11 protein-coding genes are annotated in these 20,012 nt (G+C 62.0%); all 11 read left to right on the top strand.

Annotation, left to right across the window (positions count from 1 at the left end):
- Nucleotide 1: 1 nt before the first annotated feature.
- The 11 genes from I2E13_RS02905 to I2E13_RS02955 all read left to right on the top strand — a co-directional run bounded on the left by I2E13_RS02905 (nt 2) and on the right by I2E13_RS02955 (nt 19,885).
- Nucleotides 2-3,625: a UvrD-helicase domain-containing protein gene (locus I2E13_RS02905; protein WP_195404132.1), complete on the top strand. Its 3,624-nt coding sequence runs from the start codon at nt 2-4 to the stop codon at nt 3,623-3,625.
- Between the two features lie 136 nt (nt 3,626-3,761).
- Nucleotides 3,762-4,271 (top strand): DUF3284 domain-containing protein, encoded by a 510-nt coding sequence (locus I2E13_RS02910; protein ID WP_195404133.1) that lies wholly within the window; start codon nt 3,762-3,764, stop codon nt 4,269-4,271.
- 103 nt (nt 4,272-4,374) lie between these two features.
- Nucleotides 4,375-5,358 (top strand): MFS transporter, encoded by a 984-nt coding sequence (locus tag I2E13_RS02915; RefSeq protein WP_195404134.1) that lies wholly within the window; start codon nt 4,375-4,377, stop codon nt 5,356-5,358.
- Between the two features lie 456 nt (nt 5,359-5,814).
- Nucleotides 5,815-9,618, top strand: coding sequence for a DNA polymerase III subunit alpha (gene dnaE / locus I2E13_RS02920; protein WP_117716861.1), 3,804 nt, complete (start codon nt 5,815-5,817; stop codon nt 9,616-9,618).
- 28 nt (nt 9,619-9,646) lie between these two features.
- Entirely contained in the window at nt 9,647-13,111 is a 3,465-nt protein-coding gene (locus I2E13_RS02925; RefSeq protein ID WP_195404135.1) for a DEAD/DEAH box helicase, read from the top strand.
- 150 nt (nt 13,112-13,261) lie between these two features.
- Nucleotides 13,262-13,624: a desulfoferrodoxin family protein gene (locus tag I2E13_RS02930; RefSeq protein WP_089572163.1), complete on the top strand. Its 363-nt coding sequence runs from the start codon at nt 13,262-13,264 to the stop codon at nt 13,622-13,624.
- A 117-nt stretch (nt 13,625-13,741) separates the two neighbouring features.
- Nucleotides 13,742-15,727: an NAD(+) synthetase gene (locus I2E13_RS02935; RefSeq protein WP_195404136.1), complete on the top strand. Its 1,986-nt coding sequence runs from the start codon at nt 13,742-13,744 to the stop codon at nt 15,725-15,727.
- A 137-nt stretch (nt 15,728-15,864) separates the two neighbouring features.
- Entirely contained in the window at nt 15,865-16,386 is a 522-nt protein-coding gene (ruvC, locus tag I2E13_RS02940) for a crossover junction endodeoxyribonuclease RuvC (protein WP_195404137.1), read from the top strand.
- Nucleotides 16,386-17,006, top strand: a complete 621-nt coding sequence (gene ruvA, locus I2E13_RS02945) for a Holliday junction branch migration protein RuvA (protein ID WP_195404138.1) — start codon at nt 16,386-16,388, stop codon at nt 17,004-17,006. Before ruvC ends, ruvA begins: the two co-directional genes overlap by 1 nt.
- A complete protein-coding gene (gene ruvB / locus I2E13_RS02950) occupies nt 17,006-18,073 on the top strand; it encodes a Holliday junction branch migration DNA helicase RuvB (protein WP_195404139.1) in 1,068 nt (355 codons plus the stop codon). The genes ruvA and ruvB overlap by 1 nt, the downstream gene beginning before the upstream one ends.
- Before the next feature lie 144 nt (nt 18,074-18,217).
- Nucleotides 18,218-19,885, top strand: coding sequence for a formate--tetrahydrofolate ligase (locus I2E13_RS02955; RefSeq protein ID WP_089572156.1), 1,668 nt, complete (start codon nt 18,218-18,220; stop codon nt 19,883-19,885).
- Nucleotides 19,886-20,012 lie beyond the last annotated feature (127 nt).

Raw genomic sequence — 20,012 nt, forward strand, 5'->3', positions numbered from 1 at the left:
CATGGATCTTTCGACTTTGATGCCGCAACAACTGCAAGTCGTCAAAACGCTCGACCGCCCGCTGTTTGTCTCGGCAGGTGCCGGCTCGGGCAAGACCTTTACCCTCACGCGCCGCATCGTCTACGCGCTCTCGCCCGAATCCGGTCCGTTCGTTGAGCATCTGGACCAGGTGCTCGCCATTACCTTTACCAAAGATGCCGCGGCCGAGATCCGTGACCGTGTGCGCCGCGCGCTCATCGACGAGGGCATGGACGAGGAAGCCCTGACCGTCGACGATGCGTGGATCTCGACCATTCACGGCATGTGCTCGCGTATCCTGCGCGCACATGCGTTGGAGCTGGGCATCGATCCCGAGTTCACGGTGCTCACCGATACCGACGAGCTTATGGACCAGGCTGTTGAGCATGTGCTGGCCCGCGCGACGGCGCCCGATGCCGCCCCCGAGCTCGCCGCTTCGCTTAAGGCCCTCTACGCTTGGTATCCCATGGCGGGCGAGGGTGGGCCGTTTGGCGCCGGTACCACCATTAAAGGACTGGTGCGCGACTTGCTGGAGCTATCGAGCCAGCTGCCGGGCGGCATGGACGATGTGTGCGTGGCGCGCGGCCAGGCTGACACCTCGGCGCTTGCCGACGCCTATCGCGCGGCGTTGGGTGCGAGCAAGGCCGCGACCGAAAAGGCACAGGTGGCACTCGACGCCATCGACGCGTTTGAGGCGAGCGGCAAAACCATGGAGGATGCGGCGCGACTCATGATGTCGTGCAGCATGCCTCGGGCGAGCAAGGCGTTTTCTAAGGAGCAGGTGGAGCTACTCAAGGCCGAGGCTGCCGATGCGTTTATCAATATCGTGCTGGCCTGCGGTGGTCCCGCGCTCGATGCGCTGGTGGGCCTGGCCCGTTCCGTGGAGGCTGAGTATCGCGCGCTGAAGGCCGGCCAGTCCGCGCTCGATAACAACGACCTACTGCGTATGGCGTACGAGGCGCTGCGCGACTATCCGGCTATTCGAGCGGCCTATGAGGGCCGCTTTAAGATGGTCATGATCGACGAGTTCCAGGATACCGACCAGATGCAGGTCGACCTGATCCGTTACCTGACCGGCGCGGGTGAGCGTGCGCTGTGTACCGTGGGCGATGCACAGCAGTCGATCTACCGCTTCCGTGGTGCCGAGGTCGAGGTGTTCCGTCGCCAGGAGCGCAAGGTGGGTTCGACGACGGCGTCCGAGACGGTCGCCACGTCCGATGCCCCCGCCGGCGAGCTCGTCAAGCTTGTACGCAACTTCCGCAGCCACGACGAGGTGCTGCGCTATGTGGCGCGCGTCTTTGACGGCGACACCGGTGGTTTGATGCAGGGGTTCTTGGATCTTGAACCGAGCGACGAACGCGAGGACAAGCTCAAGGCGAAGGCATCGCGCCGCCAGGCGATCTTCGTTGCCGGCGGCAGCACCCAGGAGCGAACGCAGGCGAAAGCTCGTGCGATTGCGGAGCGATTCCAAGCGCTCGTTAAAGCGGGCCAGCCCCAGGGCGGTATGGTGCTGCTGCTAGGGCGCATGACCAATGCCGATGTCTACGCACAGGCGTTTCGCGACCAGGGGCTCGACTGCGTCATCGCGGGCGGCTCGGTCTTTGCCCAGACAGCCGAGGTGCAGACGGTGCGTGCTCTGGTGTGCGCGCTTGCCAATCCGGCCGATACGGCGCAGGGCCTCATGCCGCTGCTGGCATCGCCGATGTTTGCGCTGGGCGCCCAGGAGTTTTTGGCGCTGGCGACCAAGCTGGACGACCAGACGGGGGAGACCTCGCGCCGCAACATCGACGCGGGCATCATGAGCGATTGTGACGTGCCGGGGCTGCGGGACCTGCCGCTGCTGACGCGCGCCCGCGAGGTGTTGCGCCATGCGCTTCGTCGCGTGGGGCGCGATTCGTTCGCCGCCATCGCGCGCGATACTGTCAACGCCTCCGGCTGGTTTGTGCGTCTGGCGCAGCGTGGTCCCGAGGGCAAGGCCATCGCCGCCAACGTGCTCAAGGCGCTCGACGCCGTGGCCGAGGCAGAGGCCGAGCTCGGCAATTCTCCGCGCTCCATCGCGCTCGCCTTCGACCGCTTCTTGGCGGGCAAGGAGGCCCCGGGCGCGCTCAACGAGGAGGGCGACGGCGCGGTGCGCATCATGACGGTGCATGCGTCCAAGGGTCTGGAGTATCCGGTCGTAGCGGTTGCCGAGTGTTTTGGCGTGCGCAAATCGTCCGGTGCGGCTCAGATGGGGCGTGTCGAGGGCGGAGCGCAGGTCGTGGCGCTGCCGGCACGCTTCGACGGCGTTAAACTCGCGGACGGCACGTTCGTAAAGGGCGATGACGTCAAAAAGCAGTTTGAGCATGCGTTTAAGGGTAAGGGCACGTCGCTATGGTTGCCGCCGGAGCTCATGGAGGATGTCTGCGCGACGGGTTCTCCCGCCGAGGCATTCGTTCGCCTGCGCAACGACGACCTGCAGCTTTCGCTCGAGGAGCGGGCTCGCTTGCTCTATGTCGCCATGACGCGAGCGCGCGAGCTGGTCATTCTGGCGATGGATGTCGGCGTGAGCCGCGGCAAGGTGACGGCGCCGACCTTCGATGTCGAGACGGATCTGACCTACGACGTGCTGCGCCGCATCCTGCCGACCGACAGCCTGGACATACCGCAGCTCGATAGCGACCGTTTGGTGTTCGACAACTCCAAGCCGGGCGACTACGAGCTCATCTCGCTGGCGGACTTTACGTTTGGCGAGCAGGCGTTTGAGGTCAACGCTTCGCTGGATGTCGAGGGCAGGCTTGTCCGCGGCGATGCGGAGCCGGAGGGTGCCGGTGCGGATGCCCACGCCGCTGTTCCCGGTCCAGCCGACCCCGAGCCCGATGCGTTTGAGCTCGTGTATCCCCAGGCGGTGGGCGTGCGCATGGGCACCTGCCCGTATCCGGCGCGCGATTCGTACAGCTACTCGTCAATTGCCGCGGCGCTGCATGCCGAGTCCGAGGACCGAGCCGCCGAGGCGCATGTGCCCATAGACGAGGCTGGCGATGATGTGGAGTCGGATGGTTCCGAGATGACGGATGCAGGCGTGGCCGCCGTTGAGCCCGCCGGCAACCCCATGGCGCTGGGCTCGGCGTTCCATGCCGCCTGCCAGTGGCTGATCGAGATGGGTGCCGATGCGCTGCCCGCCGAGCGTGCCGATGCGCTGGCGCGCCTGTGGTGCCTGACGCCGGAGCAGCGCGAACGCTTCGACGTTGCCCTGGACCGCTGGCTCAAGTCGGCTGCTCGTGCCGACCTGCTCGCGTGGCCGTGCGTTCGCGCCGAGGTGCCGTTCTTCTCGCTGGGCTGCGAGGACGAGGACATCGCCCGCTACGGTGCATATGCCGAGGGCGCCATCGACGCTTTGGCGACGAACCCGGCGGATTCGTCATGCGCGCTGGTCATCGACTACAAGACGGGCAGGACGCCGGACGAGACGCCGGAACAGCTGCAGGAGAAGCACGCCCTGCAGGCGCGCGTCTACTCCGATGTGTTGCACAAGGCGGGCTTTGAGGCCGTGACCGTCAAGTTCGTCCGCGTGGAGCAAGTCGACCCCGCCAACCCCTGCGAGCCTCAAGTAGTCACCTACAGCCTCTAGCCACCTCAGGCTTTATGGTGCTATTTGGTTGGTTTTGCGGCCGTAAGGCCCTCAATCGTCCAAATGGCACCGCAACGCATGGGAGAGCTTGGGGCGGTACAATGGCCCGAACGGTTCAAACGAATAAGGGGCCATCATGCAGCTCACCAAAACGCTTAAGGTGACGCCGGAGGAGCTTTTTGACGCTCTGGCGGGGTCCATCATGCGGGATATCGAGAACGTCACGGGCAAACGTCCTAGCCGCAATAAGCTCAACGGCTATAAGTACGAGAAGCGCGCCCAGTCCGCAAAAGGCAAGACCAAGGGCACGGCGATCAAGGTTAAGATCAAGCACTTTGACTACCCGTGCCTCTATGAGGTCCGTTTTCAGTATGCGGCGGGCATCAATACCATGCGCTATGAGACTGCACCTGCTGGCGATGGTGCTTGCGAGCTCACCTATACCGAGGATTTTCAGGGTGCGGGTGGCAACACGTCTGGCATGCGCGGCAAGCTCGGCCTCTTCTTCTACGAGCGCAAGCTCAAGAGCCACGCCAACCAGACGATTGATCAAATCGTCAAATACATCGAGGGTGAGCGCCGCGTAAAGGCTAATCCCGCCTTCGCCGATGATACTGCCGAAAACGCTTCGGATGTATTCCATTGATACCCTGTGCAAAAGCTTTACCGCTCTTCACATCAACTGTGAACACTTCAGGCTTCGAGTCAGTAGCGAGCGGCCCGACAAAAGTAGTTGATGGAAGTGCCAAATGAATAAGAATGCCGCTACGCAGCTGCACATCTATTCCGCCCTTTTCGTTCTCGCGGGATTTGTTTTAAATCGGGGAGTGTTTCTACTTTTCCTTGCGGAGAAAGGAATGTCTGTCACGGAAATCGCGCTTTATCAAGCTCTGTTTAACATTGCAACGGTCGTCCTCGAGCTGCCAACAGGGCTGATAGGCGATTTCTTTGGAAAGAAGTTTTCGATTCAAGTGGGCGTGCTGCTGCTTTTCTTCCATACGGCTGGCATGCTGTTGCTCTCAGGCCCCTTTCTTGTCGTACTTTCCCTTGTTGAGGCACTCGCCTACTCCCTTCAATCGGGATCCGAACAAGCACTTTTATATGAAATTGCCCGGAATGCCGGTCAAGGAGAGCGCTTCCTCACCATCAATGCTCGGCTGCTTGCCGCACAATCAATCGCTACGGGAGTGGCAATCGTACTTGGATCATTCATTGCCCAAATATCTTGGAGTGCCCTCTACGTATGCGTTTCCGTTTTCTATCTTCTGCAGCTTTTCCTTCTGTATCCCATTGAGAGGATGGAAACGACCCATTCCAAAAACTCTGGGGAGGAAAGGTTTGACGTAGCCAAGATCTTCAGACGCGAAACCTGGTGCATTGGAGAATCCGCTTTTGCGGTATTGCTTCTTCTAATCGGCACAAGCATGCTCGACGGATTCTATGGGAGTTATTACAACTTGAATCAGTTGGTATTCGACGCATTTGATGCTCCCGTCTCCATAATAGGAATCTTTTTCGGTGCATCCTATGCAGTAAATGCGACGGCCTACATTGCAGCAGATTTCTTCTCATCGCGTTTCGGGAAAAGAAATACCATGCTCGGCTCGATGCTAATCGAAGCTGGCCTTTTCTTGATTCTTCCGTGGCTCGCTTCAAATCCTCTGTGTTTGTTTGGCCTTAGCATGGTGCTTTGTTTTCTCCCGGAAGTGGTGTACATCACTTCGGAAAACTAAATTCAAGACGCGATTGCGGACGATCTCCGCGCGACGATCCTTTCCGTCGCGTCTCTGGTAAGGGCCCTCTTTTCCGCAATGTTTTTCTCCATATTTGGACATGTGTTGGGGTTATATCCCATTCAGATAGCGCTCGGTATTATTGGTGCAATCGCGATAGCAATTACCGCCGTTGTTTCATTAAAAATGGTAGGAATACAGGTCTCCAAGAATTGATATATCGATTGACGAGCTATCCGAAGCGTCGAGCCTTCTTGATGGACATGACTATTCGTCACAAATCATTCCGCGCATCGCCGGGGTTCCAGTAATACTCGATATATCTGGATGCCCTCATTCCCCTTTTTGAAGGTCCCAAATTGACTACCCGTGTTGGTTTGGCTAGGTTCGGGTGCTATCCGCGCCGTGCGGTAAAATCGTTCAGTCAGAACACGAACCCGCATCGGAGCTCATCACATGGCATTCGTCCATCTGCACAACCACACCGTTTTCTCCATGCTCGACGGCGCAACCCGTATCCAGGATATGGTCAATCGCGCCGTAGAGCTGGGCATGCCCGCCGTCGCCATTACCGACCACGGCTACATGTATGGCGTGCCCGACCTGGCGCTGGCCTGCGACGCCGTCAACCACAACACGCCTGAGTACAAAACCTGGAGCCACGACAAGGCCTTCTTGGAAAAGGATCGCCGCGACGAGCTGGTGGAGCCCGATCCCGAGGAAAACCCGCGCGAGCATGCCCAGTATGTGAAGGACATGGCCATGTGGGACGAGAAGGGCAACATCGACGAGCTCAAGCCGCCTCTGGTCATCAAGCCCATCTTTGGCTGCGAGGTCTACTTTACGCCGGACGAGACCCTTGCTCGCGACCATAAGCCCGAGCTCTACCACATGATCCTTCTGGCCAAGGACCAGGAGGGCTACGTCAACCTGATGCAGACGGTCTCCGAGGCAGCCGTGCAGGGCTTTTACTACAAGCCCCGCGTGACGCTCGACAACCTGCGCCGCCACGCCAAGGGCATGATCTGCACCAGCGCCTGCATCGCGGGCATCATTCCCAAATACATCGACCGCGGTGACATGGAGGGCGCCATCAAGTGGGCCGAGACCTTCCGTGATACCTTCGAACCTGGCGACTTTTATATCGAGATCCAGGAACACGGCATCACCACCGACAACGGCCTGACCGATGAGCAGATGGACCGCACGCTCATCGACATCGCCAAACAGGTGGGTGTCAAGGTCATCGCCACCAACGACTTCCACTACCTGCGCCGCGAGGACGCTCCCGTGCAGGACGTCATCATGTGCATCGGCATGAACGCCAAGGTCGACGACCCCAACCGCATGCGCATGACTGGCTCGGAGTTTTACATGAAGACCGAGGAGGAGATGCGGGCGATGTTCCCGTATTGCCCCGAGGCCTGCGACAACACGCTCGAGATCGCCGACAAGTGCTACGTCGAGCTGGACTGGGACTCCATCATTCTGCCGCGCTTCCCGTTGCTCGACCCCGGCGAGACGCACGAGAGTCAGTTCCGCCGCGAGTGCGAGAAGGGCCTGCGCCAGCACTACGGTGACGACTGGGCCACGCGCGAGATCGGTGGCGTCAACATCAAAGAGCGCTTTGAGTACGAATACAAAGTCATCTGCGACAAGGGCTTTGCCGCCTACTTTTTGATTGTTGCCGAGTACGTGCAATGGGCCAAAGACAACGGCATCGGCGTCGGCCCCGGCCGTGGCTCGGCTGCCGGCGCTATCGTCGCCTACGCCATGAACATCACCGCGTTCGATCCGCTCGAGAACGGCCTGATGTTCGAGAGGTTCCTGTCCCCGCAGCGTACCGAGATGCCCGATATCGATATGGACTTCGACGATGAGCGGCGCCTCGAGGTCGTGGAGCACGTTCGCCAGCTCTACGGCCCCGAGAAGGTCACCCACGTCATCACCTACTCGACCATTAAGGCCAAGCAGGCCATCAACGACGCCGCTCGCGTCCTGGACTACCCGGTCTACATGGGCCAGCGTCTGTCCAAGATGGTCTCGAGCGACCCCAAGGTCAAGCTCAAGCAGGTGCTCGAAAAGCAACCCGGCAAAGAGGACCTGTTTAACCCCGATTTTGCCGAGGCATATAAAAAGGACGACGACGCCCGCCGCATCATCGACACGGCGCTCTCAATCGAGGGCCTCACCCGTGGCGAGGGCGTGCACGCGTGCGCCGTTCTGATCTGCCGCGACCCCGTCAACGAGCACGTGCCCACCAAGCTCGACACCAAGGGCGGCGTCGAGATTACCCAGTACGAGGGCCATACCGTTGCCGACATGGGCCTGCTCAAGATGGACTTCTTGGGCCTGCGCACGCTGACTGTTATCTCCAAGGCCAAGGCAAACATCAAAAAGAACTTCGGCATCGACATCAAAGAGGAAGAGATTCCCTTTGACGACCCCGAGATCTTTAAGCTCATGGGTTCCGGCCACACCGCCGGCGTCTTCCAGGTCGAGTCCGCCGGCATGACGGCCACGATCAAGAACATGAAGCCCACCGAGTACAAGCACGTCGTGGCATTGATCGCTCTGTACCGCCCGGGCCCGCTGGGCGCCGGCATGGTCTCGTCTTACATCAACCGTATGAACGGCAAGGAGCCGGCGGTCTCCTACGACGACCGCCTGGACGACATCCTGGGCGAAACCTACGGCACCATGGTCTACCAGGAGCAGGTTATGCTCATCTCCGTCGAGATGTGCGGCTTCTCCAAGGGCGAATCGGACTCGCGTATCCGTAAGCCCGTGGCTAAGAAAAAGATCAAGCTGCTCACGTCGACGGTGCTCCACTGGGAGGATGGCTCGGACGAGACCACCTACGACCACTGGATGAACGGCGCTATCAAGAATAACTACACGCGCGAGGTCGCCCAGAAGATTTGGGACGATGTTCTCGAGTTCGCGTCCTACGCCTTCAACAAGTCGCACTCCGCCGGCTATGCCATTCTGGTTATGCAGACGGCGTGGCTCAAGGCGCACTATCCGCACGAGTACATGGCGGCCGTTCTGACGTCCTATACGGGCAAGACCGACAAGATCGTGCACTACGTCTCGGCATGCCGTCACGACGGCATCCCCGTGCTGTCGCCAGATGTCAACGAGTCCGGTACCGAGTTCACGGCTACCAAGGAGGGCGTGCGCTTTGGTCTGGCCGGCATCCGCGGCGTGGGCACCGGCGTGGCGCAGGCGATTATCGCCGAGCGCGAGGCGGGCGGTCCGTTTAAGACGCTGCACGACTTTGTCGAGCGCGTGGACTCGAGCCAGGCCAACCGCCGCGTGATCGAATCGCTCATCAAGGCAGGCGCCTTCGACTCCACGGGGTATCCGCGTCGCCAGATGATGCACTTTGTGGACAAGAACAACCCCGAGAACATCATCGATGCCGCGGTAAAGCGCCAGAAGGATCGCGCGAGCGGCCAGACGTCGTTCTTCGATATGTTTGGCGACGTTGAGGGCTCGGGCTTTGAGGTGAGCGTGCCCGATCCGGATGGCCAGGAATGGGACCGCCACCTTAAGTTGAGTCAGGAGAAGGAGGTTCTGGGCATCTATGTCTCGGACCACCCGCTACGCCCGTTTGAGTATGCACTAGCCAAGGCGCGTGACTTCTCGTTCTCGCAGATCGACACCGGCTACGAAGTTCAGAATCCTACGGGCGGCACCATCAACCAGGAAATTCCCGAGGGCAAGGCGCTGTGGTGGGCCGGCATGGTCTCGAGCGTGTCCAAGCGCGTGACCAAAAACGGTGACCCCATGGGCATCGTGCAGCTCGAGGACATGGAAGGCGAGGCCACCGTCGTCGTGTTCCCCAAGACCTACAAGGAGGCCGAGGGGTACCTGTACGGCGAGGTCGATCCCGAGACCGGCGCGCAGCTGTCCGATGCCTTTGTGCGCATTAAGGGCAAGCTCGAGCGCTCGGACCGCGGCGACCAGATCATCGCGCAGGAGATCGTGCCGCTCGAGCTCAACGAGGAGAACAACAAGCCCAAGGTGTTTGAGGTCATGGTGCCCAACAGCCGCTTTAGCCAGGGCAATATGGCGCGCCTGGCCACGGTGCTCACCGCAAACCCGGGCGGCGACCGCGTGGAGATCTTTATCGAGCAGGTGGACGGGCGCGTGCTGCGTGCCGAGGTACCTGCCAAGGTCAACGCGCGTTCGATTCCGCTGCTGGCCGAGGCCAAGGCCATTGTGGGTAACCAGGGCCGCGTGACGGTGATCTAAGCTACCCCGGGTGAGATTGGAGGAAGTGATGGCGCAGGGGACGTTTGTGCAGGCGCTTCGCAAAGAGGCGGCGTTGAGCGGCACCTTTATGAAGGGGCGTTCGCTCATGCTCAACGGCGCCGTGCTGTCGATCGAGGACAGCGGCTCGCGCTTCTCCAAAAACGTGACGGTCGAGGGCTCGGTGCGCGGTTCGCGTGGCGACCTGTACAAGACGCACGTGGCGCTCGACATGGACGAGCACGAGGTAATCGACTACGACTGCGATTGCCCCGCCGCCTATCGTTACCCCGGTATGTGCAAGCACGCTATTGCCACGGCTCTGGCGTATTTGGATGCCAGCGGCGCCGAGCCCGTCGAAGGTTTGCGCACGCCGGTTCGCACGTTTACGGCGCAGTCGAAACAGCCCGCGCGCACCGCACCCAAAGCGCCGGCCGTCAACCCCAACTTTCCCTTTCCGGCGCCCGTCCCCACGAGCCCGAGCCTTGTGGCGGCGCTCTCCGATCTTTCGGACGCGCGCATGGATGAGCTGGCGAGCATGCGCCGCAAGCTTGCCGGTGCCGTTGATCCCGACGCCCCCAAAGCGGCATTGGAGCCCTCGTTGGTGCCGTACTACAATCCGCTGTTCGCTGACCGCTTTAGCTGGGCGCTCGAGTTCCGCATTCGCTGCGGATCGGTCTCCTACGTGGTCAAGGACATCGACGGCATGGCCGATGCCTACGTGCGCGGCGGCACGTTCTCCTATGGCAAGAAGCTCACGTTTGTCCATTCACCTGAGGCCTTTGACGAAACATCGGCAAAGCTGCTCAACCTTGTTGTGACGACAGTTGCCTATCTCGATGACATCACAAGCTCGCGTTCGGCGTCGTACGACTTTGCCCGCAGCGGTTTTGTTGCCGAGCGTCAGTTGCCGCTGTCCGAGCATAGCATCGTATATGTGCTGGACCTGCTGCGCGGCCAGACCATCTCCTTTGAGCCCGCCTGGTCGCGGGGGATGACGACGCATCGCACCTACGACGTGGCGGTTGAGCTGTCTCCGCAAGGGGAGGACGAGGCATCCGCTAAGCGCCCACCGCTGCTTGCCGCCAAAATCGCGCCGGCGGCTGGTGGTAGCTATGACCTGCGCCTGCCCGCCGATATGTACTGCTTTGCGTCGGGCGATGCCGCCTACTTGGTTGACACGCGCCGCGCGCGCCGTACCGACGCTGCATTTGCTCAGCATGCCGCACCTTTTTTGTCGCGCTTGCTGCCGTGCCGCACGCCCGCCCATATTGCCGCCGAGCAGGTGGGTGAGTTCTGCCGTATGGCGCTGCCCATTTTGCGCGACTACACCGACCTCACCGCGCCCGCCGCGCTCGATACCGTGGCACCCGAGCCGAGCTTTGCTATGGCGATCGGTGTCGACGATGGGCTCGTGACCTGCAAAATTACGGTTACCTACGGCGATTGGTCGGCGGATCTCTTTAGCCTGGGCGCTCCGGGCAGCCCCTTCGAAGAGCAGCGCCCCGGTGTGCCACCCCGCGACGAGGTGGCGGAGTTTCGCGTTATGGATACAGCGGCCCTGTACTTCGATTTCTACAAGGGCGGTCTGGCGTTTGAGGAGCGCGATGATGAGAGCCTGTTCCACTTGCTGACCGAGGGCCTGTCTGCCCTGTCCGAGCTGGGTGAGGTCATGCTCAGCGACCGTCTGCGCCAGATTTCGGTCCGCCCTGCGCCCAAGCTCTCGGTGCGCGCGACCGTCAAGAGTAACCTGCTCGATGTCGAACTGGGCGCGAGCGGCCTTTCGGCGGCAGATCTTGCCATCTATCTGGACTCGTACAAGCGCCACCAGACGTTCGCGCGCCTGACGTCCGGCGACATCGTGCGCCTGGATGAGGGAGCGCGTGCCGCGTTTGGTCTTGCCGAGGACCTAGGCGTCGATGCCGTCGACCTGCTCGACGGCGTGTCGCTTCCCGCGTCGAGTACCCTTTTTGTCGATAGCATGCTCGCACGCACGCCGGCGCTCGAGGCCGATCGCGACGCTGCGTTCCGCCGCACCGTCGAGCGCCTGGACACGCTCGGCAAGATGGACTTTACGGTACCCGCCTCGCTCAAGGCAACGATGCGCGGCTACCAGGTCGACGGATACCAGTGGCTCGGCTCGCTCGAACACCTGGGCCTTGGCGGCATCTTGGCCGACGACATGGGCCTGGGCAAAACGCTCCAGATGATTGCGCATATTCTGGCGCGCGTGGAGGCGGGGAACACCAAGCCCACGCTCGTGGTATGCCCGGCCTCACTCGTGTACAACTGGACCGCCGAGCTGGAGCGCTTTGCCCCGTCGCTCGATGTGTGCGCCATCGTGGGCGCCAAAGCTCAACGTCGTGTACAGATTGCCGGCGTGGCCGAGCATAGCGTGGTTGTGACGTCGTATGATCTTATGCGGCGCGATATCGACGAGTACGTCGAGCAGGATTTTGCCCGCGTGGTGCTCGATGAGGCCCAGTACATTAAAAACCCGCTCACGCAGGTGGCGCGCGCTGCCAAGCGCCTGCCTGCCGGCGTGCGCTTTGCCCTGACGGGCACGCCCATCGAAAACCGCCTGTCCGAGCTCTGGAGCATCTTCGACTTTTTGATGCCGGGCCTTTTGGGGACGCGCGAGTCGTTTGCCAAGCGCTTTGAGAGCCCCGTCGAGCATGCCGAGGGCGATAGCGCCGCTCGCCTGCAGGCGCTCGTGTCGCCGTTTGTGCTGCGCCGTGTTAAGGAAGACGTGGTGGCCGACCTGCCCGAGAAGATCGAGGACACCGTCATGGCACAGCTTACCGGCGAGCAACGCAAGCTCTACCTGGCCAACCAGGACCGCATCGCCCAGCAGGTGCAGCACCGCGAGGCTGGGGAGTTTAAGAAGGACAAGCTCAAGGTGCTCGCCGAGCTCACCAAGCTGCGCCAGATCTGCTGCGACCCACGTCTACACTACGAGGATTACAAGGCGGGGAGCGCAAAGCTCGATACGTGTATGGAGCTCGTGCACGGCGCACTCGACGGCGGGCATCGCATCCTGTTGTTCAGCCAGTTTACGGGTATGCTCGATATCATCGGTAAGCGCTTGGCCAAGGAGGACATCGCCTTCCTTAAGCTCACGGGCGCTTCGTCTAAGGAGAGCCGCGCCAAGATGGTCGCGCAGTTCCAAGCGGGCGAGGTCCCGGTCTTTTTGATTTCGCTCAAGGCGGGCGGCGTGGGCCTTAACCTGACGGCGGCCGACGTGGTCATCCACTACGACCCGTGGTGGAACGTGGCGGCGCAGGACCAAGCGACCGACCGCGCGCATCGTATTGGCCAGCAACATACCGTGACCGTGTACAAGCTCATCGCCAAGGACACGATCGAGGAGCGCATCATGCAGATGCAGGAGTCCAAGCGCGACCTGGTCAACAGCGTGCTCGGCGGCGACGGCATCTCGTCGGCGCTGTTTACCCGCGAAGATGTTCTGGCGCTGCTGGGCGGCGACGGGCGCTAACCCGCTCGGGTGGGGCCGCCAGGGCGGATAGCGCACGCTGCCCCATCGTCCCCGCCCGTTATGTGTTCATTTGCAATGCCGTGGATGGTTTGTCTGCCTTTGGGCATAAGAACCATCAAGAACATTGGCACGTCAGCAAAGGAGAACATCATGGCGAAATTCTTTAAGGACCCCGACGGTAAGCTCATTGCCGCCCTTGGCAACGACGTTGCAACCCCTGCCGGTTGCACGGAACTGACCGCAAACACTGAGGACGCGGCGCACGAGAAGCACGTGCCTGTTGTCGAGACCGAGCGCGACGGTCACGTGATTCGCGCACGCGTTGGCTCGGTCGAGCACCCCAGCCTGCCCGAGCACTATATTGAGTGGATCGCCCTTGAGGCCGAGGGCCGCTTAGAGGTCCATTACCTTGAGCCCGGCATGAAGCCCGCGACGTTTTTCGCGGGCGGCTCCAAGACCGGTACCGTCTATGCCTATTGCAACCTGCACGGGCTGTGGTCCGCGACGTTCTAGGAGCGCGCCCCCGCTCGGGGTATCATAGCTAGCATATGCACATGCGAGCGCCGGCTGCATTATGCGGCCGGCGCTTTTACTACGACAACGATGGTTTACGACGGAAAGGGCTGAGCCATGAAGCTCGCGCTTGCACAGATCGATATGCGCCTGGGTGATATTGAGGGCATTTGCGGCCGCATCGAGGACCAGGCTCGTCTGGCCCACGAGCGCGGGGCGCGCGTGCTGTGCGTTCCGGCTCCGCTCTTTATGGGCGCCATGCCCGGGGGCCTGGTGGGCACTGCCGACTTTGAGCACGACATGCTTGCCGGCTTGACTGGTGTCGCCGAGCGTATCCAGGAGCTTGACATGATCTGCATCGTGCCCGCGGCGGTTTCGTTTGAGGGCCAGCCGCTGCTCGACTACATGATGCTCAAGGACGGTCATGTGGTGCCGGCGCGTTCGAGCATTGCCCTGCAGCGTGGCGAGAACAACGACACGCGTTGGGCGCCGCCGGTGTTCGACGTGGACGGCGTGCGCATCGCCGTGATTTTTGACTTGGACCGCGAACTCGAGATGTTGCCGACCGGTGTTGACCTCATTGCGTATTTCCAATTCAATGCGTTTGACATGACCGACCGCGAGACTGCCGCCATTGCCGCCGTTCGCAGCGGCGCCTACCGCAAGATCGCATCCAAGCGCAGTGTGTGGTTTGCCTGTATGGCGCCGGTCGGTGCCTATGACGAGTCGGTGTATACCGGCGGTTCGTTTGTGCTCGACGACTGCGGTCGCGTGGTGGCCCAAGCGCCGTGTTTTGAGGAGAGCCTGCTGGTTCAGGAGATTCAGCGCGGCGTGATGCTCGATGCCCTGGAAGATCACGAACTGCCCGAGTTCCGTTCCGAGGAGTGGCTGTGGCAGGCGCTGGTGCTCGCCGTGCGCGACAACGCCCGGGCCCACGGTGCGTCGCGCGCCGTGGTGGCACTCGAGGGCGACTTGCCGTCGTCCCTGCTGGCGGCGCTGGCCGTCGACGCTCTGGGCCCACGTAATGTGATTGGCCTGGTGCTGGGGCGCAACCGCATCTTTACGCCGGCGCAGGAGGAGGCCGAGGCTGCTCGCTGTGCCGCCGTTCGCGCCATTGCCGAGCGCCTGCATATTCGCACGGTTGAGCGCGATGCGCCGGATGCCGCGCGCGTGCTCGACCGCGATGTGTCGGCGGGCGACGCCGAGCGCCTGCGCTCTCGCACGCTGGGCCTCATGCTGGAGGACACGGCGCTCGAGTTGGGTGCGATGGCGCTGAGCCCGCTGTCCAAAACCGAGTACGCGCTGGCGGCGCCGGCGCTTTGCGGCGGCTACCAGGGCGATTACGCGCCCTTTGGCGATGTGTACCTGTCGACGCTTGAGTTTGTGGCGCGCGTGCGCAACCGCACGTCTGCCGTGGTGCCCCAGGAGCTCGTGACGCTCAACGCAGTGGAAGATTGTATGGAGCGAGTGCTGGCGCAGGCGCTCTCGACGCTCGACGGTCCGGTCGATATGCTCGACCGCGCGGCACAGCTGCTCGGCGGGCTTGAGCCGGGTGAGGTCGATGGCGCGCTCGAGGCGCACGTGGACCGCAATCGATCTTTCGACGACATCCCGATGGCCGCTGGCAAGCCTGAGGCCTGCTCGCTGCTGCTGATGCTCGTGCGTCAGGGCGAGGCCGCCCGCCGCATGCTGCCGACGGTGCCGATCGTCTCTGCCCGTTCGTTTGCCGAGCGCGCCTGGCCGTACATGCTTGCGTGGTCCGATCTGGGGCTCAACGGCAAGGAGCGCATGACGGTTGATTCGCTGGCGCGCGCCGAGGTGCGTCGCTTTGCCGACGACGATACGAGTGACCGTATGCGCGGTGAGATGATGGGCATTTTGGGTGAGCTGCTGGGTATTTCGCCCGAGCAGATGGAGGAGCTGCGCTCTGAGGACGGTCAGCGTCGTTTGCACGAGGGCATGAAAAAGTTCGAGGGCGAGGTTCAGGACGCCATCGATAAGATGATGGGCGGTCAGGGCGGCTCGCAGGGTGGGCCCCAGGGTGGCCCGATGCCGCATCCGCCGGTGGATCCCCGTCAGTTTCCTTTTTTCTCGCAGAACTAACTATGGGATAGGATTCGCTTTCAACCCCGACACTTCAACTAAGCATCTTGGCCCCGTTGTGTTATTCTAGAACAGACGTTCGTGAATGATGCGCGGGGCCTTGTCTTGCGCTGTGCTTGTGGCGAGGGGAGGTTGGCTTGGTCATTTTGGGTATCGACCCCGGTTTGGCTCATACGGGTTGGGGGATTATCGAGGAGCGGCGTGGCGAGGTCCGCTGCCGTGCCTATGGCTGCATCGAGACCAGTGCCGGAAGTCCGCTCGCGGTGCGCCTGTCGCATATCGCCCATGACCTTAAGGATGTCGTCGAGCGTTATCGACCCGACACGGCTGCTGTCGAGAGCGTCTACTTTGGCGCCAACGTTCGTTCGGCCATCCCCACGGCACATGCCCGCGGTGCCGCGCTCGTGGCGCTTTCGGAGTGCGCGCTCGAGATCGGCGAGTACACGCCTATGCAGATCAAGCAGGCTGTGGTGGGTACCGGCGCCGCGGACAAGCGACAGGTCGCCTACATGGTGCGCACGCTCACGCAGCTCGACCACGACCCTCATCCCGACCATGCCGCCGATGCCCTGGCTTGCGCCATCTGCCACGTAAACCTCAGCCGCACCCGCGCCCTCACCGGTGGCGAGTTCTATCAACAGAGAGGAACCGGATACTGATGATTTCCCAGCTCCACGGAACGCTTGTCGAGGCCACGATGAGCTCTACTGTCGTCGATGTGTCGGGCGTTGGCTTTGAGCTCGGCATCTCGGGCAGCACTGCGGCCACGTTGCCGACGCCCGGCGGCGAGGTCCGCCTCTACACGCGTATGCAAGTGCGCGAGGACGCCATGACACTTTTCGGTTTTTCCTCTAAGGATGAGCGCACGATGTTCGATCGGCTCGTGTCTGTCTCGGGCGTTGGCCCGCGCTTGGCGCTCGCCGTGCTTTCCACCTATACCGTGGGGCAATTGTATTCGCTGGTGATGGCCGAGGACGACAAGGGCATGGCCAAGGTGCCCGGTGTGGGCAAAAAGACAGCTCAGCGTCTGATCCTGGAGCTCAAGAGCACCTTTGCCAAGGACAAGGGCTTTGTGCCGGTCGACGTGATTCCCGGCCAGGTTGCGATGCCCGTGCCCGCTGCCGCTCCCTCGGCCATCGATGACGCCCGTGCGGCGCTCCTTTCCATGGGCTTTAGCCCGCAGGAGACCGATGTTGCCCTGAGCGGGTATGATGGGCAGAATATGCGTGTCGAGGATCTGCTCGGCGCGGCGCTTAAGCGACTCGGAATGGATGCGTGATGTGGGAAGCCGATGACTCTCAGGACCTGTGGTCGACGCCCGGCAACTCGCCGGCGGCATCCATGGCGCACGGCGAGCGCATGGTGGGCTCGGAGCTGACGGCCGAGGACCTCGATGTCGACCGCACTTTGCGCCCCCAGCGCCTGGACGACTACTGTGGCCAGGAGCACATCAAGCAGAGCCTGCGCGTGTTGATCGAAGCGGCGCAGAGCCGTGGCGAGACGCTCGACCACGTGATTTTCTCGGGTCCTCCGGGCCTGGGCAAGACCACGCTGGCCACCGTTATCGCCAACGAGCTGGGCGCTCAGATCAAGACCACGAGTGGTCCTGCCATCGCGCGCACCGGCGACCTGGCGGCTATCCTTACCAACCTGCAGCCGGGTGATGTGCTGTTTATCGACGAGATCCACCGCCTCAACCGTTCGGTCGAGGAAGTCTTGTACCCCGCGATGGAGGACTTTGCCCTCGATATCGTGATTGGCAAGGGTCCGGCGGCGCGCTCGATTCGCCTGGATATCCCCAAGTTTACGCTCGTAGCAGCAACGACCCGCTCGGGTATGCTGACTGGCCCGCTGCGCGACCGCTTTGGCATTTCATATCGCCTGGATTACTACACGGTCGAGGAGCTCGCGCAGATTGTGACGCGCTCGGCGTCCATCCTGGGCGTGGCGATCGACCACCCCAGTGCGCTCGAGATCGGCTCGCGTTCGCGCGGCACGCCACGTCTTGCCAACCGCCTGCTCAAGCGCGTGCGCGATTACGCACAGGTGCGCGGCAACGGTCCCATTGAGCTTGATATTTGCCGTCAGGCGCTCGAGTTCTTCGAGATCGATGAGCTTGGTCTGGACTGGATGGATATTCGCATTTTGGAGACACTCGCTAAGACGTTCTCCGGACGTGCCGTGGGCCTGACAACGCTTGCCAGCGCGGTGGGCGAGGACCCGGGAACGCTCGAGGATGTCTATGAGCCCTATCTGCTGCAGTGCGGCTTGATGATTCGCACGCCCCAGGGCCGCCAGGCAACGCTTCGCACCTTTGAGCACTTGGGGATTGAACCTACCATTTAGGGCGCTTTGTTTTGGCGGGCTGTTAAGCTATCGCTGAGCATTGGATAAACATATCGCCATTCATCGGTTACGGGTGTTTTACTATTGCGCGCCCGTGCTATGCTGAATTGGTCTTTTTCTCATTCGGTAACGAAAGGACCGCCCATGCCTACTGACATCGAAATCGCACGTTCTGTCACGCCGCTGCCTATTACCGAGGTGGCCAAGAACGCCGGCGTCGACGTTAAGCACCTGATTCCGTACGGCTTCGACAAGGCTAAGGTCGATTATTCACTGCTCAACGAGCCGACTGATCACCAGGCCAAGCTCGTCCTCGTGACCGCTATCAACCCAACGCCTGCGGGCGAGGGCAAGACCACCACGACCATCGGTCTGGCCGACGGCCTGCGCCGTCGCGGCGTCAAGAGCGCCGTGGCCCTGCGCGAGCCTTCGCTTGGCCCCGTCTTTGGCGTTAAGGGCGGCGCTGCCGGCGGCGGCTGGGCTCAGGTCATCCCCATGGAGGATATCAACCTGCACTTTACCGGCGACTTCCATGCCATCGGTGCTGCCAACAACCTGCTGGCCGCCATGCTCGACAACCATATTCAGCAGGGCAACCAGCTTGGCATCGACGTTAAACGCATCACTTGGAAGCGCGTCGTCGATATGAACGACCGTCAGCTGCGCCACGTCATCGACGGTATTGGCGGTAAGGCCCAGGGCGTGCCGCGCGAGGACGGCTTCGATATCACCGTCGCCTCCGAGGTCATGGCAATCCTGTGCCTGTCTACGAGCATTAACGACCTCAAGGAGCGCCTGGGCGAGATCGTCGTCGGCTACAGCTTTGCCGGCGAGCCTGTCCGTGCCCGCGACCTTAAGGCCCAGGGTGCCATGGCCGCGTTGCTTAAGGACGCGCTCAAGCCCAACCTGGTGCAAACGCTCGAGGGCACGCCCGCGTTTGTCCACGGCGGCCCCTTCGCCAACATCGCCCACGGCTGCAACTCTATCATGGCCACGCGTATGGCGATGCGCTTTGGCGATGTTGCCATTACCGAGGCCGGCTTCGGTGCCGATCTGGGTGCCGAGAAGTTCCTCGACATCAAGTGCCGTATGACGGGCGTTCGCCCCAGCGCCGTCGTGGTCGTCGCGACCGCTCGTGCGCTGAAGTACAACGGTGGCGTCGCCAAGGCCGACCTCAACGAGGAGAACCTCGAGGCACTCAAGGCCGGCATGCCCAACCTGCTGCGTCACGTCGACAACATCCAGAACGTTTATGGTCTGCCCTGCGTGGTCGCCATCAACCGCTTCCCGACGGACACCGAGGCCGAGCTTGCGCTCATCGAGTCCGAGTGCCAGAAGCTCGGCGTCAACGTTAAGCTTTCCGAGGTCTGGGCCAAGGGCGGCGAGGGCGCGCTCGAGCTTGCCGATGAGGTCATGCGTCTGATTGAGCAGCCGAGCGAGCTCAAGTTTGCCTATGAGGACGGCGCCGATGTGGCCGACGCTCTTGAGGCCATTGCCACCAAGGTCTACCGCGCCGACGGCGTTGACTTTACGCCGGCCGCCAAGCGCCAGCTCGCCGAGCTGCGCGAGAACGGCTTTGGCAACCTGCCGGTGTGCGTGGCCAAGACGCAGTACAGCTTTAGCGACAACGCCAAGGCCCTGGGCGCTCCCGAGAACTTCCGCATCACGGTGCGCGAGCTCAAGGTTTCCGCCGGTGCCCACTTTGTGGTCGCACTGACTGGCAGTGTTCTGACCATGCCGGGCCTGCCCAAGGTCCCCGCGGCTGAGAACATCGACGTCGACAACGACGGCAACATCACCGGCCTGTTCTAAGCCTGTTGCCCATAGCTGCTTGCCCGCCCCGTCGTGCCCACAAGGCCCGGCGGGGCTTTTTTATCCTTAGGCCCGCGCATGTCTTGTAGATACCGACGGGCTCTGCCCATCATAGGCTTTTGCGCGG

The sequence above is a fragment of the Collinsella aerofaciens genome, assembly GCF_015554145.1.
Taxonomy (GTDB): Bacteria; Actinomycetota; Coriobacteriia; order Coriobacteriales; family Coriobacteriaceae; genus Collinsella; species Collinsella aerofaciens_AA.

Bases quoted from the DNA above. Each gene is read 5' to 3' on its own strand.
- I2E13_RS02905 (WP_195404132.1), top strand. From the start codon at position 2: ATGGATCTTTCGACTTTGATGCCGCAACAACTGCAAGTCGTCAAAACG.
- I2E13_RS02910 (WP_195404133.1), top strand. From the start codon at position 3,762: ATGCAGCTCACCAAAACGCTTAAGGTGACGCCGGAGGAGCTTTTTGAC.
- I2E13_RS02915 (WP_195404134.1), top strand. From the start codon at position 4,375: ATGAATAAGAATGCCGCTACGCAGCTGCACATCTATTCCGCCCTTTTC.
- dnaE (WP_117716861.1), top strand. From the start codon at position 5,815: ATGGCATTCGTCCATCTGCACAACCACACCGTTTTCTCCATGCTCGAC.
- I2E13_RS02925 (WP_195404135.1), top strand. From the start codon at position 9,647: ATGGCGCAGGGGACGTTTGTGCAGGCGCTTCGCAAAGAGGCGGCGTTG.
- I2E13_RS02930 (WP_089572163.1), top strand. From the start codon at position 13,262: ATGGCGAAATTCTTTAAGGACCCCGACGGTAAGCTCATTGCCGCCCTT.
- I2E13_RS02935 (WP_195404136.1), top strand. From the start codon at position 13,742: ATGAAGCTCGCGCTTGCACAGATCGATATGCGCCTGGGTGATATTGAG.
- ruvA (WP_195404138.1), top strand. From the start codon at position 16,386: ATGATTTCCCAGCTCCACGGAACGCTTGTCGAGGCCACGATGAGCTCT.
- ruvB (WP_195404139.1), top strand. From the start codon at position 17,006: ATGTGGGAAGCCGATGACTCTCAGGACCTGTGGTCGACGCCCGGCAAC.
- I2E13_RS02955 (WP_089572156.1), top strand. From the start codon at position 18,218: ATGCCTACTGACATCGAAATCGCACGTTCTGTCACGCCGCTGCCTATT.